The 19,022-nt window shown below is 44.0% G+C and carries 16 protein-coding genes; 15 read left to right on the top strand and 1 reads right to left on the bottom strand.

Going from position 1 to position 19,022, the window contains the following annotated elements; all coding sequences use genetic code 11:
- Nucleotides 1-104 precede the first annotated feature (104 nt).
- The 14 genes from BLR42_RS03490 (at nucleotide 105) to atpC (ending at nucleotide 15,948) form a co-directional block, all read left to right on the top strand.
- Nucleotides 105-3,923: a ligand-binding sensor domain-containing diguanylate cyclase gene (locus tag BLR42_RS03490; protein ID WP_091866678.1), complete on the top strand. Its 3,819-nt coding sequence runs from the start codon at nucleotides 105-107 to the stop codon at nucleotides 3,921-3,923.
- Between the two features lie 91 nt (nucleotides 3,924-4,014).
- Nucleotides 4,015-5,811 (top strand): aspartate--tRNA ligase, encoded by a 1,797-nt coding sequence (gene aspS, locus BLR42_RS03485; protein ID WP_091866676.1) that lies wholly within the window; start codon nucleotides 4,015-4,017, stop codon nucleotides 5,809-5,811.
- A gap of 54 nt (nucleotides 5,812-5,865) precedes the next feature.
- The gene (locus BLR42_RS03480; protein WP_091866674.1) at nucleotides 5,866-7,287 is read left to right on the top strand and encodes an MBOAT family O-acyltransferase; all 1,422 of its coding nucleotides are present in this window, start codon (nucleotides 5,866-5,868) and stop codon (nucleotides 7,285-7,287) included.
- A 12-nt stretch (nucleotides 7,288-7,299) separates the two neighbouring features.
- A complete protein-coding gene (locus BLR42_RS03475) occupies nucleotides 7,300-8,445 on the top strand; it encodes an alginate O-acetyltransferase AlgX-related protein (RefSeq protein ID WP_091866673.1) in 1,146 nt (381 codons plus the stop codon).
- A 196-nt stretch (nucleotides 8,446-8,641) separates the two neighbouring features.
- Nucleotides 8,642-8,920, top strand: coding sequence for an AtpZ/AtpI family protein (locus tag BLR42_RS03470; RefSeq protein ID WP_022761133.1), 279 nt, complete (start codon nucleotides 8,642-8,644; stop codon nucleotides 8,918-8,920).
- Between the two features lie 22 nt (nucleotides 8,921-8,942).
- Nucleotides 8,943-9,422: an ATP synthase subunit I gene (locus BLR42_RS03465; protein WP_242879169.1), complete on the top strand. Its 480-nt coding sequence runs from the start codon at nucleotides 8,943-8,945 to the stop codon at nucleotides 9,420-9,422.
- A gap of 9 nt (nucleotides 9,423-9,431) precedes the next feature.
- Nucleotides 9,432-10,193 (top strand): F0F1 ATP synthase subunit A, encoded by a 762-nt coding sequence (locus tag BLR42_RS03460; protein WP_022761135.1) that lies wholly within the window; start codon nucleotides 9,432-9,434, stop codon nucleotides 10,191-10,193.
- Between the two features lie 104 nt (nucleotides 10,194-10,297).
- Nucleotides 10,298-10,579 (top strand): ATP synthase F0 subunit C, encoded by a 282-nt coding sequence (atpE, locus tag BLR42_RS03455; RefSeq protein ID WP_022761136.1) that lies wholly within the window; start codon nucleotides 10,298-10,300, stop codon nucleotides 10,577-10,579.
- A gap of 50 nt (nucleotides 10,580-10,629) precedes the next feature.
- On the top strand, nucleotides 10,630-11,133 hold the full coding sequence (gene atpF, locus BLR42_RS03450) for a F0F1 ATP synthase subunit B (RefSeq protein WP_091866670.1): 504 nt from the start codon (nucleotides 10,630-10,632) through the stop codon (nucleotides 11,131-11,133).
- Nucleotides 11,130-11,669: an ATP synthase F1 subunit delta gene (atpH, locus tag BLR42_RS03445; RefSeq protein ID WP_022761138.1), complete on the top strand. Its 540-nt coding sequence runs from the start codon at nucleotides 11,130-11,132 to the stop codon at nucleotides 11,667-11,669. Before atpF ends, atpH begins: the two co-directional genes overlap by 4 nt.
- A gap of 27 nt (nucleotides 11,670-11,696) precedes the next feature.
- Nucleotides 11,697-13,220 carry a F0F1 ATP synthase subunit alpha gene (gene atpA / locus BLR42_RS03440; protein ID WP_022761139.1) on the top strand — a complete coding sequence of 508 codons (1,524 nt, stop codon included), beginning with the start codon at nucleotides 11,697-11,699 and terminating at the stop codon, nucleotides 13,218-13,220.
- A 46-nt stretch (nucleotides 13,221-13,266) separates the two neighbouring features.
- On the top strand, nucleotides 13,267-14,124 hold the full coding sequence (atpG, locus tag BLR42_RS03435) for an ATP synthase F1 subunit gamma (protein ID WP_091866668.1): 858 nt from the start codon (nucleotides 13,267-13,269) through the stop codon (nucleotides 14,122-14,124).
- A 15-nt stretch (nucleotides 14,125-14,139) separates the two neighbouring features.
- Complete coding sequence (atpD, locus tag BLR42_RS03430; protein WP_022761141.1) at nucleotides 14,140-15,537, top strand: F0F1 ATP synthase subunit beta; 1,398 nt, start codon at nucleotides 14,140-14,142, stop codon at nucleotides 15,535-15,537.
- Nucleotides 15,538-15,546: 9 nt separating this feature from the next.
- Entirely contained in the window at nucleotides 15,547-15,948 is a 402-nt protein-coding gene (gene atpC / locus BLR42_RS03425) for an ATP synthase F1 subunit epsilon (protein ID WP_022761142.1), read from the top strand.
- A gap of 541 nt (nucleotides 15,949-16,489) precedes the next feature.
- Here atpC and BLR42_RS03420 read toward each other — a convergent pair.
- Nucleotides 16,490-17,266: a hypothetical protein gene (locus tag BLR42_RS03420; protein WP_091866666.1), complete on the bottom strand. Its 777-nt coding sequence runs from the start codon at nucleotides 17,264-17,266 to the stop codon at nucleotides 16,490-16,492.
- A gap of 339 nt (nucleotides 17,267-17,605) precedes the next feature.
- Between BLR42_RS03420 and BLR42_RS03415 the strand changes: the two genes are divergently transcribed.
- The gene (locus BLR42_RS03415) at nucleotides 17,606-18,967 is read left to right on the top strand and encodes an MATE family efflux transporter (RefSeq protein ID WP_091866664.1); all 1,362 of its coding nucleotides are present in this window, start codon (nucleotides 17,606-17,608) and stop codon (nucleotides 18,965-18,967) included.
- Nucleotides 18,968-19,022 lie beyond the last annotated feature (55 nt).

The raw sequence follows: 19,022 nt of genomic DNA, 5'->3' as shown, positions 1-19,022 counted from the left end.
TCTTTTCATATGCTTAATTGAGTGCAAATAAGGCTCAGTGATAGAATTAATTTGTAAAATTGCGACCAGTATACTTGCACAAAAAGGCTTGTGAAGGGGACATAATGGAAAAGCTAAAGAGATGGCAGACTTATGTGCTTATGCTTGTCTGCATTCTCATCAACTTAATAGGAAGAGAATTTGCTTCCGCACTTCAGCTGCCCTTCTGGCTGGATGCTATCGGAACTATTATTGCGGCGATTGAGCTCGGTCCTGTAGGCGGAGCTATTTGTGGTGCAAGTCTGAATATTATTACCGCATTTGAAAATCCGATAAATCTTGCGTATGCTTTGGTATCTATTGCTATAGGAATAGCAGCAGGTATCATCTTTTCAAAATCAAGAAACTATTCCTTATTCAGAGTGCTGGCAACAGCCATGTTCTGCGGACTTTTGTCGGTGTGTATTTCGACGCCCCTAAGTCTTCATTTTTATGAGGGAAGGACGGGAAATATCTGGGGCGACGGACTGATAGACATGATATCCAGGGACGTAAATGTTCCGGTAGTATGGTCATTTCTTGGAGATGCATTTGTAAATGTTCCTGATAAGGTATTAAGTGTTCTTATCGCAACACTGTTTGTGCGCATTCATATGAGTATTACGGACAGAAGGAAAAAGACTGTTTCCGGAAGTATGCTTCTTTTGGCCCTGATACCGCTTGCTTCTCTTGTGTTTTCCATACAGGTAAAAGCTTTTGACATAAAGTCAGAATATGCAGCTGTTATCTATGATACCGATGACGGACTGGCTACGATGGAGATAAATGCGATAGCACAGACACCAGATGGGTATGTCTGGGCGGGAACCTATGCCGGGCTGTTCAGATGTGACGGAAATAAATTCGAGGAAGTTATACTTGATGAGAGAATTAGTAACGTCATGACTTTGTACGTGGATACAAAGGGATGTCTCTGGATCGGTACCAATGACAGCGGAATGGCAAAGTATAACCCCAATAATGGGGAGATCCTTTTCTATACGGTTTTTGAGGGACTGTCTTCAAATTCCATAAGGCATTTCTGTGAGGATCCTTACGGAAATATGTTTGTTGCAACAGCAACAAGACTCTGTATAGTGGGGGCAGACGGAAGGATCAAGGAATATCCGGATGAGGAGATAAACGGTGTGCGCTCTATGGTATGTAACGATCATGGCATAGTGGGAGGTGTTACAAATGGCGGCGAGCTTTTCTTTACAGAGGGGAATCAGCTCATAAGCAAGATGAAGCTGAAAGAAGATATGGCATCTTTTTCCGCAGTAGGAACCGGAGACAATAATGAGTTTCTTGTAGGCACAACCTCTGATTTTGTTGTGTGTGTTACCGTAGTAAATAAGCAGGTAATAGAGGGCAGAAGGTATTCGGTGGATGACGCTGAATATTTTAACAAGATATATTATTCCGAGGAAAATAATGGGTACTTTTACTGCTGCGAGAAGGGCAACGGTTTTATGACCAAAGAGGGAATAAGTACGAGTATGTCCGTTGCCGATTTTTCCAGCTCTATTACGGATATAACTGTGGATTATCAGGGGAACGTGTGGTTTGTATCCAATAAGCAGGGAATACTTCGATATTCCTGGAATCCTTTCATGGACATTTTTGCCAGGGCGAACGTTGATAAGGATGTAGTAAACTGCGTCCTTGTGAAGGACGGCCTTTTGTATGTGGGAACCAACAGCGGGCTTGTTACCATAGATTTAAAGACTTATTACGCAGTTCCTATTGATCATCCAAACTACTTCAAGAATGTAAGAATACGTGACCTCATGGAGGATTCACAGGGCAATATATGGGCATGCACCTATGGGAAACACGGACTTATAGAATTAAAAACTGACGGCGGAATAGAGACCTATAATGAGAGAAACAGGGGAACCTTAGGCGGTAAATTCAGATGTGTCACGGAACTTGAGGATGGCACAATTGTAGCAGCTACCAGTACGGGACTTAATTTTATAAGAAAAGGTGTTGTAAAAAGAACCATGGGTGAAGAGGATGGGCTGACAACTCAGGTTCTTACTATGGTTGAAATTGCAAACGGAGATCTGCTTGTCGGAACAGACGGCGGGGGTATAATGATTATTTCCGAGGGAAAGATTATATATCGCTATGCCAAGGATGATGGTATGGAATCCCTTGTTATTTTGAAGATCGTTCCCTGCGGAGATGGGGAATATATCTATGTTACCAGTAATGCGCTCTATTATTACAAGGATCAGAAGGTAACCAGACTTACGAATTTCCCGTACAAAAACAATTATGATGTACAGTTTACCGACGACGGAAGGGTGTGGATAACCTCCAGTGCCGGAATCTATATAGTGGAAAGAGAAGATCTGATAAATAATGTCGAGGACATGGGCTATACGCTTTTTAATAAGAGTAAGGGACTTTATTCAACTCTTACGGCCAATTCCCACAACGCTGTTTACGATGGGAATTTGTATCTATGCTGTACTGACGGTGTACGAAGAATAGGCATTAACGGTGAGACTTTTGAGGAAAAGAACTATGCTATAAAGGTTGGAAAGCTTACAGCGGACAATGAAATAATTCAACCTGACGAAAACGGAAATTATTTAATTCCCGCTACCTCAGGCAGGGTAACCTTTGATGTTGCCGTTTTGAATTTTACTCTATCCAATCCTATTGTACACATAGTACTTGAGGGGAGCGGAGACGAAGGCATAATATGCACTCAAAGGGAGATAGGTCCTCTTAGCTACATGAACCTTCCTTATGGAGATTACAAATTAAATGTGGAGGTATATGACTCTGCAGGAAAAAATGTAATACGACAGGAAAGCTTCCATGTTATGAAGGAATCCCAGATTTTTGAAAGGGCTTATTTCAAAGCATATCTCTTTACGGTATGCACCCTCTTTGTAATCTTCATCGGTTGGATGATAGGAAGAATCGGCCTCGGTATTAACAGCCTCGAGAGATGGCAAAAGGAAGCGAAGATAGACCCGATGACAGGCTTCTGGAATAAGGGATATACTCAGCTGGCACTGGAAGAAATGTGCAAGAATACTGATGGTATCCTGATGGTAATTGACCTTGATAATTTCAAGCTTGTTAATGATGTATTCGGACATGAGACAGGTGATAAGGTTCTGATTAAATTTGCGGAACTAATCAGGTCCTGCATTCGTGATGATGATTTTGTGGGCAGAATCGGCGGAGATGAATTTGTGACCTTTATAAAAGGAGCCAATGATGAGCTGGCGGTTTCAGAGAAAGAAAAATATCTGAACGAACAGATACTGAAATCCGGAGAAGATATCATGGGTAAGGAGATGGGAATACCGCTGGGTGTTTCCATCGGAGCTGTCTGTGCCCCTGAAGAGGGAACGGATTATTCGGAGCTTTTCAGAAAAGCCGATAAAGCGCTTTATAATGTAAAGCAAAACGGAAAACACGGATATGATATGTTCAGAAGCAGCGGCATGAATGGCAACGATCAAAGCGAACTCAAAGCGAACGGCGTTGCCGGAATAAAGATGCTTCTCGAGGAGCGCGGAAGTCAGAAAGGTGCATATCTTGTAGATCTCGATAAATTGCAGATGGTCTACAGACTCTTTTCCAGAATGGCGAAGAGAACCATTGTGAATGTCTGGATCGTGCAGTTTATTGTTACAAGAGAGGACGGCGGAGAAGTCGCCGAGGAAGTAATGCAGATCCTTATCGACGTACTTACCGATAACCTCCGAAGTAATGATGTTATAGCGCCGAACGGCAAAAACCAGGTAATATTGATACTTACTGACATAAGTGAAGAAAACGGTCATACTCCTATAGACAGAATCTATGCGGCGTGGGATGCAAGAGGCGGCCATGAAGGCTATATGCTTGCCTATGAAACAGACGGGATGAGCTGAAAAATTAATAACATAGGTGAGCTATTTGTGCTAAAATGGTTTCTGGTATATTTTCGCGCCAAATGCGTAGTTTAGTTAAGGAGTATTAGAAATGCAGTCACGTACACATACATGCGGCGAACTTAGAGCCGAGAACGTGGGAAATAAAGTTAAGCTTGTAGGCTGGCTTGAGAATTTTCGTGAAGTCGGAGCTGAGCTTGGCTTTGTGGTATTGAGAGATTTTTATGGAACAACACAGATTGTCGTTGAGACCGAGGACATGATGAAGGTTGTTAAGGCAATCAATAAGGAGTCAACTATTTCCGTTGAGGGTACAGTTAGGGAGAGAAGCTCCAAGAACCCCAAGCAGGAGACAGGTGATATCGAGGTCGTTCCCGAGAAGATAGAGGTTCTCGGACGCTGCAGATACAACGAGCTTCCTTTTGAGATAAACAGAAGCCGCGAGGCAGATGAGACAACTCGTCTTAAATATCGTTATCTTGATCTTAGAAATCCTGAGGTTAAAAAGAATATTATCCTTAGAAGTAATGTTATAGCTGCTCTTAGAGCATCTATGATCGAGCATGACTTCATGGAGATCACAACACCTATTCTTACAGTGTCATCTCCCGAAGGTGCAAGAGATTACCTTGTTCCTGCGAGAAAGCATCCCGGAAAGTTCTATGCGCTTCCCCAGGCTCCTCAGCAGTTCAAGCAGCTTCTTATGACCTCCGGAATCGATCGCTATTTCCAGATTGCACCCTGTTTCCGTGATGAGGATGCAAGAGGTGACAGATGTCCCGGTGAGTTCTATCAGCTTGATATGGAGATGGCTTTCGCATCTCAGGAAGATGTATTTGAGATCTGTGAGGATGTTCTTCCTCCGATCTTTGCTAAATATGGCACATATGACAGAGCATCAGGTGCTCCGTTTGCAAGAATTCCTTACCGTGAAGCTATGGAGAAGTATGGCTCAGATAAGCCCGACCTTCGTATCGATCTTACTGTTCAGGATGCTACAGAGGTTCTTAAGGATTGCGGATTTGGTCCTTTTGCTACCAAGGCTGAAGATGGAAGCGATACGGATGTAAGAATTAAGGCAGTTGTTATCTCTGATTTCAAGGAGAGCCGCAAGTTCATCGATAAGACCATCGCTGACGTTGAGGTTCAGGCAGGTGTTAAGCCTTACTGGTTCAGAATAGATGAGAATAACGAAGTTGTTGGCGGTATCGCCAAGTTCGTTCAGGAGAACAAGGATGCAGTTATTTCAACACTTGGTCTTAAGGCAGGTGACCTCGTAGTTCTCAGCTCAGGCAAACTTCTTCAGGCACAGAAGACAGCAGGTGTGGTTGTTAAGACCTTCGGCGCTGCTGTTCCCGGACATATGGATAAGGAGCAGTATTCCTTCTGCTGGATTGTTGACTTCCCGATGTATGAGATCGGTGAGGAGTCAGGCGAGCTTGAGTTCTGCCACAATCCTTTCTCAATGCCCACAGGCGGTATGGAGACACTTCTTAAGGCTGAGCGCGGTGAGATGGATCCGCTTGATATTATGGCTGATCAGTATGACCTTGTATGTAACGGTATCGAGCTTTCATCAGGAGCTGTTCGTAACCATGATCCCGAGATCATGATCAAGGCATTTGAGCTTGTACGCCTTGGCGAAGAGGATGTTAAAGCTAAGTTCCCTGCAATGTACAATGCATTCTGCTATGGTGCACCGCCGCATGCAGGAATTGCTCCCGGTGTAGACCGTATGATCATGCTCCTTTCAGGTGAGCCTACAATCAGAGAGGTTATACCTTTCCCGATGAACAAGAACGCCCAGGATATCATGATGGGTGCTCCCGGAGAGGTTACCGAGAAGCAGCTCGAAGAGCTTCACATCAAAACGGTTGTAGAGGAATAAAAAATGTAGGAGGTTCCGCGTTGTCGGGACCTCTTTTCAAGAGATGGAGCTTTTATGGTCTTTAGTTCTACAGTTTTTTTGTTTTGTTTTTTGCCGCTGACGCTTATCGGCTGCTATATCATAAGAAGCCAGACCTATAGGAATGCATGGCTCCTTATCATGAGTCTGGTGTTCTTTGGGTGGTCGCAGCCTCAGTATTTATGGATCATTGTGGCAAGTATCATAATCAATTATCTGTCCGCTCTTTTTATGAGTCTGTTTGAACATAAAAAGAAGGCGGTTCTGTTTTTGGCAGTTGTTTGCAACTTGCTGCTTCTCTTTTACTACAAATATCTGGATTTTTCCATTCAGACATTAAATGATGCCTTTGGGATATCAATTCCTCTTAGGGGAATCATTCTGCCTATCGGTATTTCCTTCTTTACCTTCCAGGGAATGAGTTATGTGATCGATGTTTTCAAGGGTGATGTCAGGGTTCAGAAGAACCCGCTCAAGGTTGCCCTTTATATTGTTCTGTTCCCGCAGCTTGTTGCCGGACCGATTGTCAGATACATCGATATAGAAAATGAGATTGATAACAGGAATCCCGGAATGGCGGACTTTTCTGCAGGTATTACGAGGTTTGTAATCGGCCTTTCTAAGAAAGCCATAATTGCAAATACGATGGCTGAGGTGGTTGATACCATATGGGATGCGGGAATATCCAATAACACAGTGGCGATTGCCTGGCTTGGAAGTATCGCGTATTCGCTGCAGATTTTTTATGATTTCTCAGGCTACAGTGACATGGCAATCGGTATAGGAAGGATGCTCGGATTCCATTTTTGCGAGAACTTCAACAGACCATACATATCCAAGAACATTACCGAGTTCTGGAGAAGATGGCATATATCGCTGTCCTCCTGGTTCAGGGACTACGTTTATATTCCCCTTGGCGGAAACAGGAAGCACCTATACAGGAACCTCATCATCGTATTCATGCTGACAGGTCTTTGGCATGGTGCATCCTGGCACTTTGTAATCTGGGGCGCCTGGAACGGGTTCTTTATTGTTGTGGAGAGACTCCTTAGAGGCCACGGAAAGAGTGCCTCTGCGGATGAAAAGAATGCGACAGGAAAAAATATTTTGAGGCATATATATGCGCTTTTTGTTATCAACACAGGATGGGTGCTCTTTAGAGCGGATAACTTTGCGCTGGCCATGAAGTATATTGGCACAATGTTTGGAATCGGATTGTCCGGAATCCCCGGATTTAAAATCTCCTGGTATGTAAATAACTGGGTTCTGGTTGTAATGGCCATTGCTGTATTTGATATAATCGGAGGTTTTACACGCCTGAAACAGCTCTGCGATGCAAAGATGCCAGGCACAGCGTACGGCGTTATAAAGCTGGTAGCGGTATACGGAATGTTCCTTCTTGCAATTATGAGGGTTATGTCCGGAACCTATAATCCGTTCATCTACTTCCAATTTTGATTAAGGGTGATTATGAAAAGTAAGCTTTTAGAGAAAATATACATAATCGGATTTGCGGTGATGCTCCTTCTTCCTCTGATTTTTATTAACAGGGATGAGGATGCCATCTCTGAGCAGGAAAACAGAACGCTTGCAGGTTTTCCGCAGCTTAGAAAAGATGGCAGTTTTAATAAGGAGCTTCCCACAGATATAGAGAACTACCTTAACGACAGGCTCGGTTTCAGAGATCAGATAATCTCTATGAATGCGCTGATGCAGTACCACGTATTCGGGAGAATGGAAAATGGCAAGAGATACAGACTCGGCCCGGATGGGGAGTTCAACATAATTGAAAATGATATGGTGGAAACCTATCAGCATTTCAATCTGTTCACTGACGAGGAAAAGGATAGAATCGCTTCCGATTTCCAGACTATATCGGATTATCTTAAGGGCAGGGACTGCGAGTTTTATTATATGCAGTGCTGGGATAAGCAGACCATCTATCCTGAGTACTTCCCGACAAGTGTTAATCAGTACGGAGATTATTCTAGGACTGATCAGTTTATTGAAACCCTTGAGACGAGGACGGATGTACCGGTGATTCCTCTTAAGGATGATTTTATTGCTGAGAAGAGTAACTACGAGGTTTACAGCAAATACGGAGATCCCGTGCATTGGACCCAGAGGGGAGCTTTTATCGGATATACCAAGGTCATGGAAAAGCTAAACGAAAACCGGGAGGATAAGTTCAGTGTCCTTGCGGAGTCGGATTTTGATATAAATATGACCGACCAGGGAATGAGCTTCTACGGCGGAGTCAGAAGGGAAAATGTTTCCGAGAACTTTGAAAGAAAGGTCACAAATGCTGTAATGGATGAGAATTATGACGAAGAGCATTCGGAGTTTGAGGGCATTAAGACCTATCACTTTGTAAATGATAAGGCGGGTAATGACTGTAAGGTGATGATAGTCGGAAACAGCTTTATTGTTAATTATTTGAAAGAGGATTTTGCCGAGAGCTTCGGAGAGACGCTTGTGGTCTGGAATGATGTCGGAAAGAAGTTTGAATCGTGGGTTGAATGCTACGATCCGGATATTGTAATTTATGAGATGGTAGAGCGATATGCTGCCTACGATATAGTTCATAAAGCAGCAAAAAAGATTTCCAAGAAATAAAAATATTGTACTGATTTTATAATCAGCTTAAAAAGCCGGGAATTGCTTATAAAAGCATTCTTGGCTTTTTGTAAAATGTTTGTAAAATCGATTACTAACAATTGTTTTTTCTGAAAAATAACTGTATTATTGAAATATATGTTGCGGTATTTCGGACTTTTTTAGAATTATCACGAATTCTCGGAAAAAGGCTTAAATGATAAAGAAAACGACAGATTTTTCAAAACTTATGACGCAGTTTGCAATGGTGGGGCAGCTTGGGTTATCACTTGTAACACCGCTCCTCATCTGTATTTTTGTGTGCTATCTGCTGACTACGAAGCTCGGAGTCGGCGGCTGGGTCTATATTATCGGCTTCTTTTTCGGACTTGGCGGATCAGCCATGACAGCCTACAAGGTGTATCTGGAAGTCGATAAGAAGAACGAAAAGAAAAAACGCCCGGACAACGAAGTGAGTTTTAACAAACATATTTAAACAGCCTTCCCCTAGGGGGAAGGTGTCAGCGAAGCTGACGGATGAGGGGATTGGAGAGAAAAGTTTTATGGTAATTCAGGACGCAGTCAAAAAGGAGACCACTTTTATTGCTGTGGGGACAGCGGTGGCCAGCCTTATCGTTATAATATTGTTTTTTATTTTGCATCAAGTGGTACCAAGTGATGCGCCTTTTGGCTATACGGTACCTTTTGATTATAAGGTCTTCTTAGGTGCGATAGGTGGAACTATCGTTGCAGTGGGTAACTTCTTTTGGATGGGACTCACAGTGCAGAAGATCACGGGGATGAGTGAGGAGGAGACAGACAGAGCCAGAAGCACCATGGCAGTGAGCCTTCGGTATCGCACGATGATGCAGCTCTTATGGGTGATTCTGTCTATCTTCGTACCGGCGATCAATCTTGTGACCGGTGTGATACCTCTTTTTATTCCCAGTATTTTAATAAAAATTCGCGGGATTCTAACTGCGAGGAAAGGAAGGTGAAAATAAAGTATGAACTTTGAAGTAGCCGGCAGTAAGATATATTACTCCATCCACACCGGCATACCGATTCTGGGCGATTTCAATATTACCGAGACTCTGGTTGTCAGCTGGATAGTAATGGCAATCATAACGCTGCTGTGTATCTTCCTGACGAGAAACCTTCAGGTCGAGAATATTTCAAAGCGCCAGGCGGTTGCAGAGATGATCGTTGAAGCGGCACACAATCTGGTTCGAAGTAATACCGGTGGCACGAAGTTTGACTGGCTGATTCCGCTGGTATCCGCGATATTCGCCACGAGTATAGTGTCGAACCTTATATGCCTTGTGGGACTTCGAAGTCCGACAGCCGATCTTTCGACAGAAGCGGCATGGGCAATTGTCGTATTTGTTATCATCACTGCATGCAAGATTAAAGCAGGAGGTTTCCTTGGGTATCTGAAAGGATTTACAACTCCCATAGCTGTTATGACACCGTTCAATATTCTATCCGAGTTGGCAACACCTGTCAGTATGGCTTGCCGTCACTTCGGTAACATACTCTCCGGTATTGTTATTGACGGACTGATCTATGCAGCACTTGCCATTGCGTCTTCCGCATTATTCGGACTCATACCGGGCGCTGTGGGTGATGTACTTTCCCAAATTCCGATCCTGAGCGTCGGTCTCCCGGCAATCCTGGGCGTATATTTTGACTGGTTTACAGGATGTATGCAGGCGTTTATTTTCTCAATGCTGACGATTATGTATATCGCAAACGCAGCAGAGGGTTAATTCATCTATATGCCTTCTCCTGGGGGAGAAGGTGGCACGAAGTGCCGGATGAGGGGAAAATTAAATAAGAAAAATCATAATAAAAATCTTAGGAGGATTTCAACATGAGTGATTTTCAGATTTTAGCAAAAGGTATTGCACTTGCAGGATGCGGTATCGGTGCAGGATGTGCACTGATCGCCGGTATCGGACCCGGTATTGGTGAAGGAAATGCCGTTTCAAAGGCTCTTGAGGCAATCGGACGCCAGCCCGAGTGTAAGGGTGACGTAACAAGTACCATGCTTCTTGGTTGTGCGATCGCAGAGACAACCGGTATCTATGGTTTCGTTACAGGTCTACTGCTTATCTTCGTTGCACCCGGCACATTCATGGGCTACCTGAACTAATCATTTCAGAGTAGTTTAAGCCCCGCAGTAGAAATTATGGAGGTAAACGAATGGGCACACAGGACTTAGTAACACTCGTTCCGTGGACGTTCATAGCTCAGATCTGCAACCTCTTCATTCAGATGTGGCTCATCAAGAAATTCCTTTTCAAGCCTATCAAAGAGGTAATTGAAAAGAGAAGACAGCTCACCGAGAACGAAATAAAGGGAGCTCGTGAAGCCAAGGAAAAAGCTGAATCCATGAAGAAGGAATATGAGACAAGCTTATCTTCCGCACAGGCCGAGGCAGCAGACATTGTTGCAAAGGCGCAGAAGGAAGCACAGGGCAAGGCTGACAACATCGTTAAGGAAGCTGAGCAGCAGGCCAAGGGTCTCATGGAGAGAGCAGAGGCTGATATCGAACAGTCAAAGAAGAAAGCCATTAACGAGGCTAAGGACACCATCGGCGGACTTGCAATGGATATTGCAGGAAAAGTCGTTGAGAAGGAAATCAACGAGAACGATCATAAGAAACTTATTGACGAATTCATTAACAATGTAGGGGAGGCGTCATGACCAAGGCTGGAGATTTATACGGACAGAGTCTGTATGATCTGGCGCTTTCGGAAAACCTTACGGATGATATCTTAAGTCAGATGGAATCGGTCAAAGAGATTTTCAAGGAGAATCCCGATTATATTACTCTTTTATCAGAGCCATCGGTTCCGAGAAAAGAGAGACTGAAACTGGTAGATGAAGCATTTGACGGACAGCTCCAGCCGTATCTGCTTAACTTTATCAAGATCCTTATTGAAAGAGGATTACTGAGACAGTTTTCAGCATGTACGAGAAGATTTAAAGAGAGCTACAACAAGGATCACGGCATTGCGGAGGCAACCGTGACCAGTGCGATTAAGCTTAACGAATCGCAGCTTAGTGCACTTAAATCAAAGCTTGAATCTGTCAGCGGAAAGAAGATTCTGCTAACTGAAAAAACCGATGAAGCTGTTCTCGGAGGAATCCGGGTGGAGATTGAAGGCAAGCTCTATGACGGAACAGTACAGGGCAGACTTGATGAACTCCGCAAAAAGGTTGACGAGACAGTCATGTAAGGAATAAAACCCACGGAGGCTTTTAGAATGGAATTAAAACCAGAAAAAATATCCGAGGTGATTCGAAGCCAGATCAAGAACTATCAAAATGCGATCATTCAGAATGAGACCGGAACAGTTCTTACCGTCGGCGACGGTATTTCAAGAGTTTCAGGACTTTTGAACTGTATGTCGGGAGAACTTCTCGAATTTGAGAACGGCACATTCGGAATGGCTCAGAACCTCGAAGAGACAGTAGTATCCGCGGTTCTGTTCGGAGAAGATGTTGGTATCAGCGAAGGACAGACCGTTAAGCGTACTGGACGCGTTGTTTCCGTTCCGGTAGGCGATGCAATGATAGGCCGTGTTGTTAACGCGATCGGTCAGCCGATTGACGGCGCAGGCCCTATCGAATCAAATGATTACAGACCTGTTGAGATCAAGGCACCGGGCATCATCGAGAGACAGCCCGTTAAAGAGCCTTTGCAGACCGGCATCAAGGCTATCGACTCCATGATCCCGATCGGACGCGGACAGCGTGAGCTTATTATCGGTGACCGTCAGACAGGTAAGACCACAATTGCGATCGATACAATCATCAACCAGAAGGGTAAAGATGTTATCTGTATCTATGTTGCAATCGGTCAGAAGAGATCAACAGTTACTTCACTTGTTGCTGAATTGCAGAATGCAGGCGCTATGGAGTATTCCATCGTCGTTGCAGCTACGGCTTCAGAGCCCAGCCCTCTGCAGTACATCGCACCTTACACAGGCTGCACAATGGGTGAGTACTTTATGAACAAGGGTAAGCACGTGCTGGTTATCTATGATGACCTTTCAAAGCATGCGGTTGCTTATCGTGCTCTTTCACTTTTGATCAGAAGACCTCCGGGACGTGAGGCATATCCTGGTGACGTATTCTATCTGCATTCAAGACTTCTTGAGAGAGCAGCTAAACTTTCCGATGAAAACGGCGGCGGTTCACTTACCGCACTTCCTATCATCGAGACCCAGGCCGGTGACGTATCGGCATACATTCCTACAAACGTTATCTCCATCACAGATGGTCAGATATTCCTGGAGACCGAGCTTTTCCACTCAGGTATCATGCCTGCGGTTAACCCCGGTATCTCCGTATCCCGAGTAGGTGGTAATGCTCAGATCAAGGCTATGAAGAAGGTTGCCGGTACCCTGAAGCTGATCTATTCACAGTACAGAGAGCTGCAGAGCTTTGCTCAGTTCGGTTCTGACCTTGACGAAGATACCAAGTCACGTCTTGCACAGGGTGAAAGAATCGTGGAAGTTCTTAAACAGGACAAGAGCTCACCTGTAGCCGTTGAAAAGCAGGTTGCCATTCTGTATGCGGTTATCAATAACGTGCTTACAGAGGTTGCTGTTACTGATATTGCCGAGTACGAGGCAGGACTTTTCGATTACCTCGACAGTAATCCTGACGGAAGCGAAGTCATGAAGACTATCCGCGAGACAGGAAAACTCGAGGCTGAGACCGAAGAGAAGATGAAGAACGTGCTCAAGGCTTATACAGAGAGCTTCTTAAGTAAGAAAGGCTGAGATAGCTGAAGTTGTCCATTGATAACACTTTTTGGAGGAAATATACATGGCTGCTAATATGAAAGCTGTGAAACTCCGGATAAAAAGCGTACAGAGCACCATGCAGATTACAAAAGCGATGCAGCTGGTTGCGGCAAGTAAGCTGCGAAAAGCGAAGGAGAAAGCAGATAACTCCAAACCCTATTTGGGGACACTGCTTGCAACACTTCAGGACATCGCAAACGGAAACCACGATTTTCAATCTCCCTACACCAAGGTGGGAACGAGTGATAAGTGGCTATACGTTGTAATCGCCGGTGACAGAGGACTTGCGGGAGGATACAACTCCAACCTGTTTAAGTTCATGGAGAGCGAGACAAAGGGACGTGACATTGAAGTGCTCCCGATAGGTAAGAAATCAGTTGAGTACTTCAAACACAGAAATGTTCCGATTTTCACCGAGGAATTTGCGGAGGTTGCCAAGGTAACCATTTCAGAGTGTTTCTCTTTAGCGAAGATCCTTTGTGAGGCCTATAAAGAAGGAAAATTCGGACATATTTTCCTGTGCTACACCGATTTTATATCAATGATGTCACAGGTTCCCAAGGCAAGCCCCATCCTGCCGCTGTCTGATTTGAAGGCGGAAGAGGGAAAAGCCAAAAAGTCGAAATCGCTGATTCTGTACGAGCCGGACAGTGAGACTGTATTCAATACAGTTGTTCCGGAGTATTTGGCGGGAGTGCTTTATTCGAGTATCAACATCTCCGTTGCGAGTGAGCTTGCAGCGAGAAGAACTGCGATGGAAGCAGCTACCGACAACGCAGAAGAAATGATAGAAACACTGAGTTTGTACTATAACAGAGCACGACAGGCAAGCATCACTCAGGAAATTACTGAGATTGTTGCCGGTGCAGAAGAACCATAAAGGAGAAAACTCACAATGAGTGAAAAACATGTTGGAAAGGTTATACAGGTAACAGGACCTGTCCTTGACATTCGTTTTGGCGAGGGTGAGCTGCCGGATCTGCATAGTGCCATTGAGATTCAGAATGGTGATGCAACTCTTGTTGCAGAGGTTGCACAGCAGATTGGTGATGATGTAGTTCGTTGTATTGCCATGAGTTCCACGGATGGACTTGTTCGTGGAATCGATGCGGTTGATACAGCTGCTCCCATCTCAGTTCCGGTAGGTGACGAGTGCCTCGGACGAATTTTCAATCTTCTCGGTGAGCCGGTTGATAATCAGCCTGCTCCCACAACGCAGGAGAGATGGCCTATTCACAGGCCTGCTCCGTCGTTCGAAGATCAGGTTCCTGCAACTGAGATTTTTGAGACAGGTATTAAAGTCGTTGACCTTATCTGCCCTTATGCTAAGGGTGGTAAGATCGGTTTGTTCGGTGGTGCGGGAGTTGGTAAAACTGTCCTCATCATGGAGCTTATCAATAACGTAGCAAAGGCACATGGTGGTATTTCAGTATTTACCGGTGTCGGCGAGCGTACCCGTGAGGGTAACGACCTTTACGGAGAAATGAAGGAAAGTGGAGTTATTAACAAGACTGCACTGGTTTACGGACAGATGAATGAGCCTCCGGGAGCTCGTATGAGAGTTGCCCTTTCCGGACTTACAATGGCTGAGTATTATCGTGATGTTAAGAATCAGGACGTGCTTCTTTTCATCGATAATATCTTCCGTTTCACGCAGGCCGGTTCAGAGGTTTCAGCGCTGCTTGGTCGTATGCCTTCAGCCGTTGGTTATCAGCCTACACTGGCAACAGAAATGGGTGCTTTGCAGGAGCGAATCACTTCCACAAAGAAGGGTTCAATCACATCAGTTCAGGCCGTATACGTGCCTGCCGATGACTTGACTGACCCTGCACCTGCAACAACATTCACGCACCTGGATGCTACCACCGTATTGTCCCGTGATATTGCATCGAAGGGTATTTATCCGGCAGTAGATCCTCTGGATTCCACAAGCCGTATCCTTTCTCCCGACGTAGTTGGTAAAGAGCACTACGAGGTAGCAAAGGGTGTTCAGCAGGTTCTCCAGAGATACCGCGAACTTCAGGATATTATCGCAATCATGGGTATGGATGAGTTGTCTGATGAGGATAAGCAGACAGTATTCAGAGCACGTAAGGTTCAGAACTTCCTGTCACAGAGCTTCTCAGTTGCTGAGCAGTTCACAGGACTTCCGGGCAAATACGTTCCGCTCAAGGAGACCATCCGCGGATTTAAGATGATTCTTAACGGTGAGTGTGATGATCTTCCGGAGTCAGCGTTCCTGCTTGTCGGAACAATTGATGAAGTGTTCGAAAAAGCTAAGAAGAACGGATGAGGTTAATTTATGGCTACTTATCATTTACAGGTCGTATCCCTGGATGGATTGGAATATGAGGGCGAAGTTGAGAAGATCATGCTACGCACGGTAGACGGTGATGTGGAGATTTTAGCAAGACACACCAATTACTGCACAGGCATAGGTATGGGTACAGCTCACGTAACCCTTGGTAATGGACAGGAGCGCAGAGCAGCCTGCATCGGCGGAATGCTTTCCGTTATGGATGGAGAAGTTCGTGTGCTGCCAACCACCTGGGAGTGGAGCGACGAGATAGATGTGGAACGCGCGCGTTCAGCTAAAGCCAGGGCAGAGGAGGCGCTGAAGGATGCGCAGCTCACCAAGGAAGCAAGAGTACGCGCTGAAGCCAAGCTTTACCGTGCACTCGTGCGAATTGGTTCCGCACAGTAATTTGTTTGTGGAATTGTTTCCTATTTCATGACAGAACTGGTTATTCATGTGGAGATAATTCGGCAGAGATAAGAAACATTATAAGAGGCGCTGTGGTTTGCCGAGGGGGCTTGCTGCGGCGCTTTTTTCTGTGGACATGTAGATGCTAAGCTTCTGGGCTTGGGCTTTGTGTTGTTATATTTCCGGTGATTCATCGATCCTTCACCTGTTCGAGACTTCGCAAATCCAAAGAAAAAATAGGTTTGTTACTCTTTTTAGGTGCGAAATCGTGATTTTGCTCTGGGAAAATTCGCAAATCGACAATTACAATAAGTTTGTTACTCTTATATGCGGCTATAAAGAGTAACAAATGCTCAAAAAACACTTATTTGTGAAAAGTTTAAGCCTAAAAAGGGCAAAAAACACCGAAAAAGGGTAACAAAACTGATAAATCAAGCATATTGCGAAAATAGGCAGTTCCAAAGAGAAAAATACAAAAATCAAAATGCAGAAATTAAAATACAGAAAATAAAATCCATCCAGCATACAAAGAAAGCTCGTTCTAAATTCTGTTTTCAAAAGGCCCAAAGTGATATTGGATCAGTGTGTGAACATAGCTTATATCAAGAGGGCAATCCTTGGTTTCAAAGGTTAAGATAAGATTATCACCTGGCACATATCCAGCGTTTATGTAATTCCTGATCTTAGAAGTCATGCTATTCTGGTAGGTTGTTTGATCTGCAAGTCCAAAATGCTCCCATATATAAGTCTTTCCATTACCAGGATGTCTGATAGAAAAGTCAGGATATACAATAATATTGTCAATTATCTGCTTTGCCTCATATTGATAAGAAAGATGATTCTCAAATAAAGCATAAGCTATAATGGCTTCTGACTTTGAGCGGACAAATTGCCCCTTAGGGGCTTTTATAATAAGTGCTTCGGGATGATTGGGATTTGATTCATAGCCATCATCATCCAGCCAGGCAAATTGAGGTGAAAGAAATTGTAAATATGGTGAATCCTTAGAAAGAATATTGTTATATCTGCATTTCTTACGCACCTTAAGATATGCTTTGATTGCAGCTAGTTCGTTTTTGGCATCGCGGATGTTGTCGAGTAATAGTGTTTTTCTTGCAAGTTTTCGAACTAAATCATAGTTTTCTTTTGGGATATAGGAACGTGTGCTTTTTCCTTCCTCGGTTTTAGTGTGGTGATAGCATCGCGTTCCATTGTTGTATATGGCAAGCGTCCCGTCGGGAAGTTTATTTACTTCTAATTCATACTTACTAAGCAGCTTTTCAAGTTGCTCTTTTCTCAAATAAAAATAATCAGTCATTGTGATCCTTTCTGTAAAACTAGCTGCCCTGCAGAAAATTTCACTTTAGACCTAAGTAGATAGTATTCTCGTAAGCTTTTATATGAAAATGCTACAACAACAGCAAATAAGTATAAAAATGGATCCCTTCATAAGCAAAATCTTTCAAACAAATCATCAAAACCAAAATGGAATACTTGGATGAATATCCTTGAAACGTTCAATACAATATCATATAAATTTAGAAATGTAAATAATGGATTTGAGTTTTTATATACGATAAAATTAAGTGCAACTAAAATTGCATAACAGAATTATGAAAGACGACTGAAATAAACAGGAATACAGACACTTTTTACTATGAAAAAGATAATCTCAGCAAGACAGGGATTCTATCGCGAACTTTTCAGACTTGTAATCCCGATCGTAATGCAAAACTTAATAGCGTCAGCGGTGAGTATGGCAGATGTTGTCATGCTTGGAAGAGTTGACCAGACTTCTATATCGGCATCTAGCCTTGCGGGGCAGGTGATGTTCTTATTAAATGTCCTGTTTTTTGGACTCAATTCTGCGCTGACAATTTTGGCAGCCCAGTACTGGGGAAAAAGGGATATGAAGGTCATCTCCAAGATACTCGGAATAGGCCTTATTATCTCGCTTGTCGTGACTGTGAATGTGGCTATTCTGGCATTTTTCTTCCCATATCACGTCATCAGGGTGTGGACGAATGTGCCTGAACTGATTGATGCCGGAGCAATTTATCTTAGATATGCCGCGGCTTCCTACATATTCCTCGGAATCGCCCAACCGTTTCTTACTATTTTGAAAAGCTGTGAGAGGGTACTTTTTTCCACAATCCTCTCAGCATCGACGCTGATTATAAACGTTATTCTTAATGCGCTTTTGATTTTCGGAATAGGACCGTTTCCGCAGATGGGCATAGCTGGAGCAGCGCTTGCAACTTCGATATCCTGGGGAATCGGACTGACTGTCTGTATCATTGATTTCTTCAGGCAAAAAGAGCTTCCGAAGAATGTGTTTAACATGTTCAGAATACCCAGGGCTCTTATCGTGGATTTCGGAAAGTATTCACTTCCTGCATTTATAAATGATGCGATGTGGGGACTTGCTTTTAACATGAACTCCATCATCATGGGACATCTCGGTTCCGACATCGTGGCTGCAAACTCCGTGGTCTCCGTGGCTAGAGATCTGGTTACCGTAGTGGGCTTTGGAATATCCGGTGCGGCATCAATTATGCTAGGAAAAGAGATTGGAGAAAATCGTCTGAAGGACGCGGAAAAAGATGCCTCTTCAATTTTGAGAGTTACCATATTATCGGGCATTGTTTCGGGAGCCGTGCTTTTTGCAATAAGTCCATTTGTGCCGGGACTTGTGAAGATATCCGCTACCGCAGCGCATTATCTGAGAATAATGCTGTACATAAACGTGGTCTATCAGATGGGACAGATTATAAATACCGTGCTCATAGCGTCGCTCTTCAGGTGCGGCGGCGATTCCAAGTACGGAATGGTACTGGACATCACCTGTATGTGGGCGTTTGCGGTTCCGCTTGGACTGATCAGCGCATTTGTGTTGAAGCTTCCGCCGCTTACGGTTTATATTCTTATGTGTACGGATGAATTTGCCAAGATGCCGTTTGCAATCCATCATTATATGAGCAAGGGATGGATTAAGAATATTACGAGGGAAATCAAATAAGCTGACTGATAAGAAGCTTATTTTTGATAAAAGAGGGGACAAAAACGAAGGAGAT

Origin of the sequence: Butyrivibrio sp. INlla16 (assembly GCF_900104155.1) — a bacterium.
Classification (GTDB): Bacteria; Bacillota; Clostridia; order Lachnospirales; family Lachnospiraceae; genus Butyrivibrio.
This window is presented reverse-complemented; position numbering and strand designations above follow the sequence as displayed.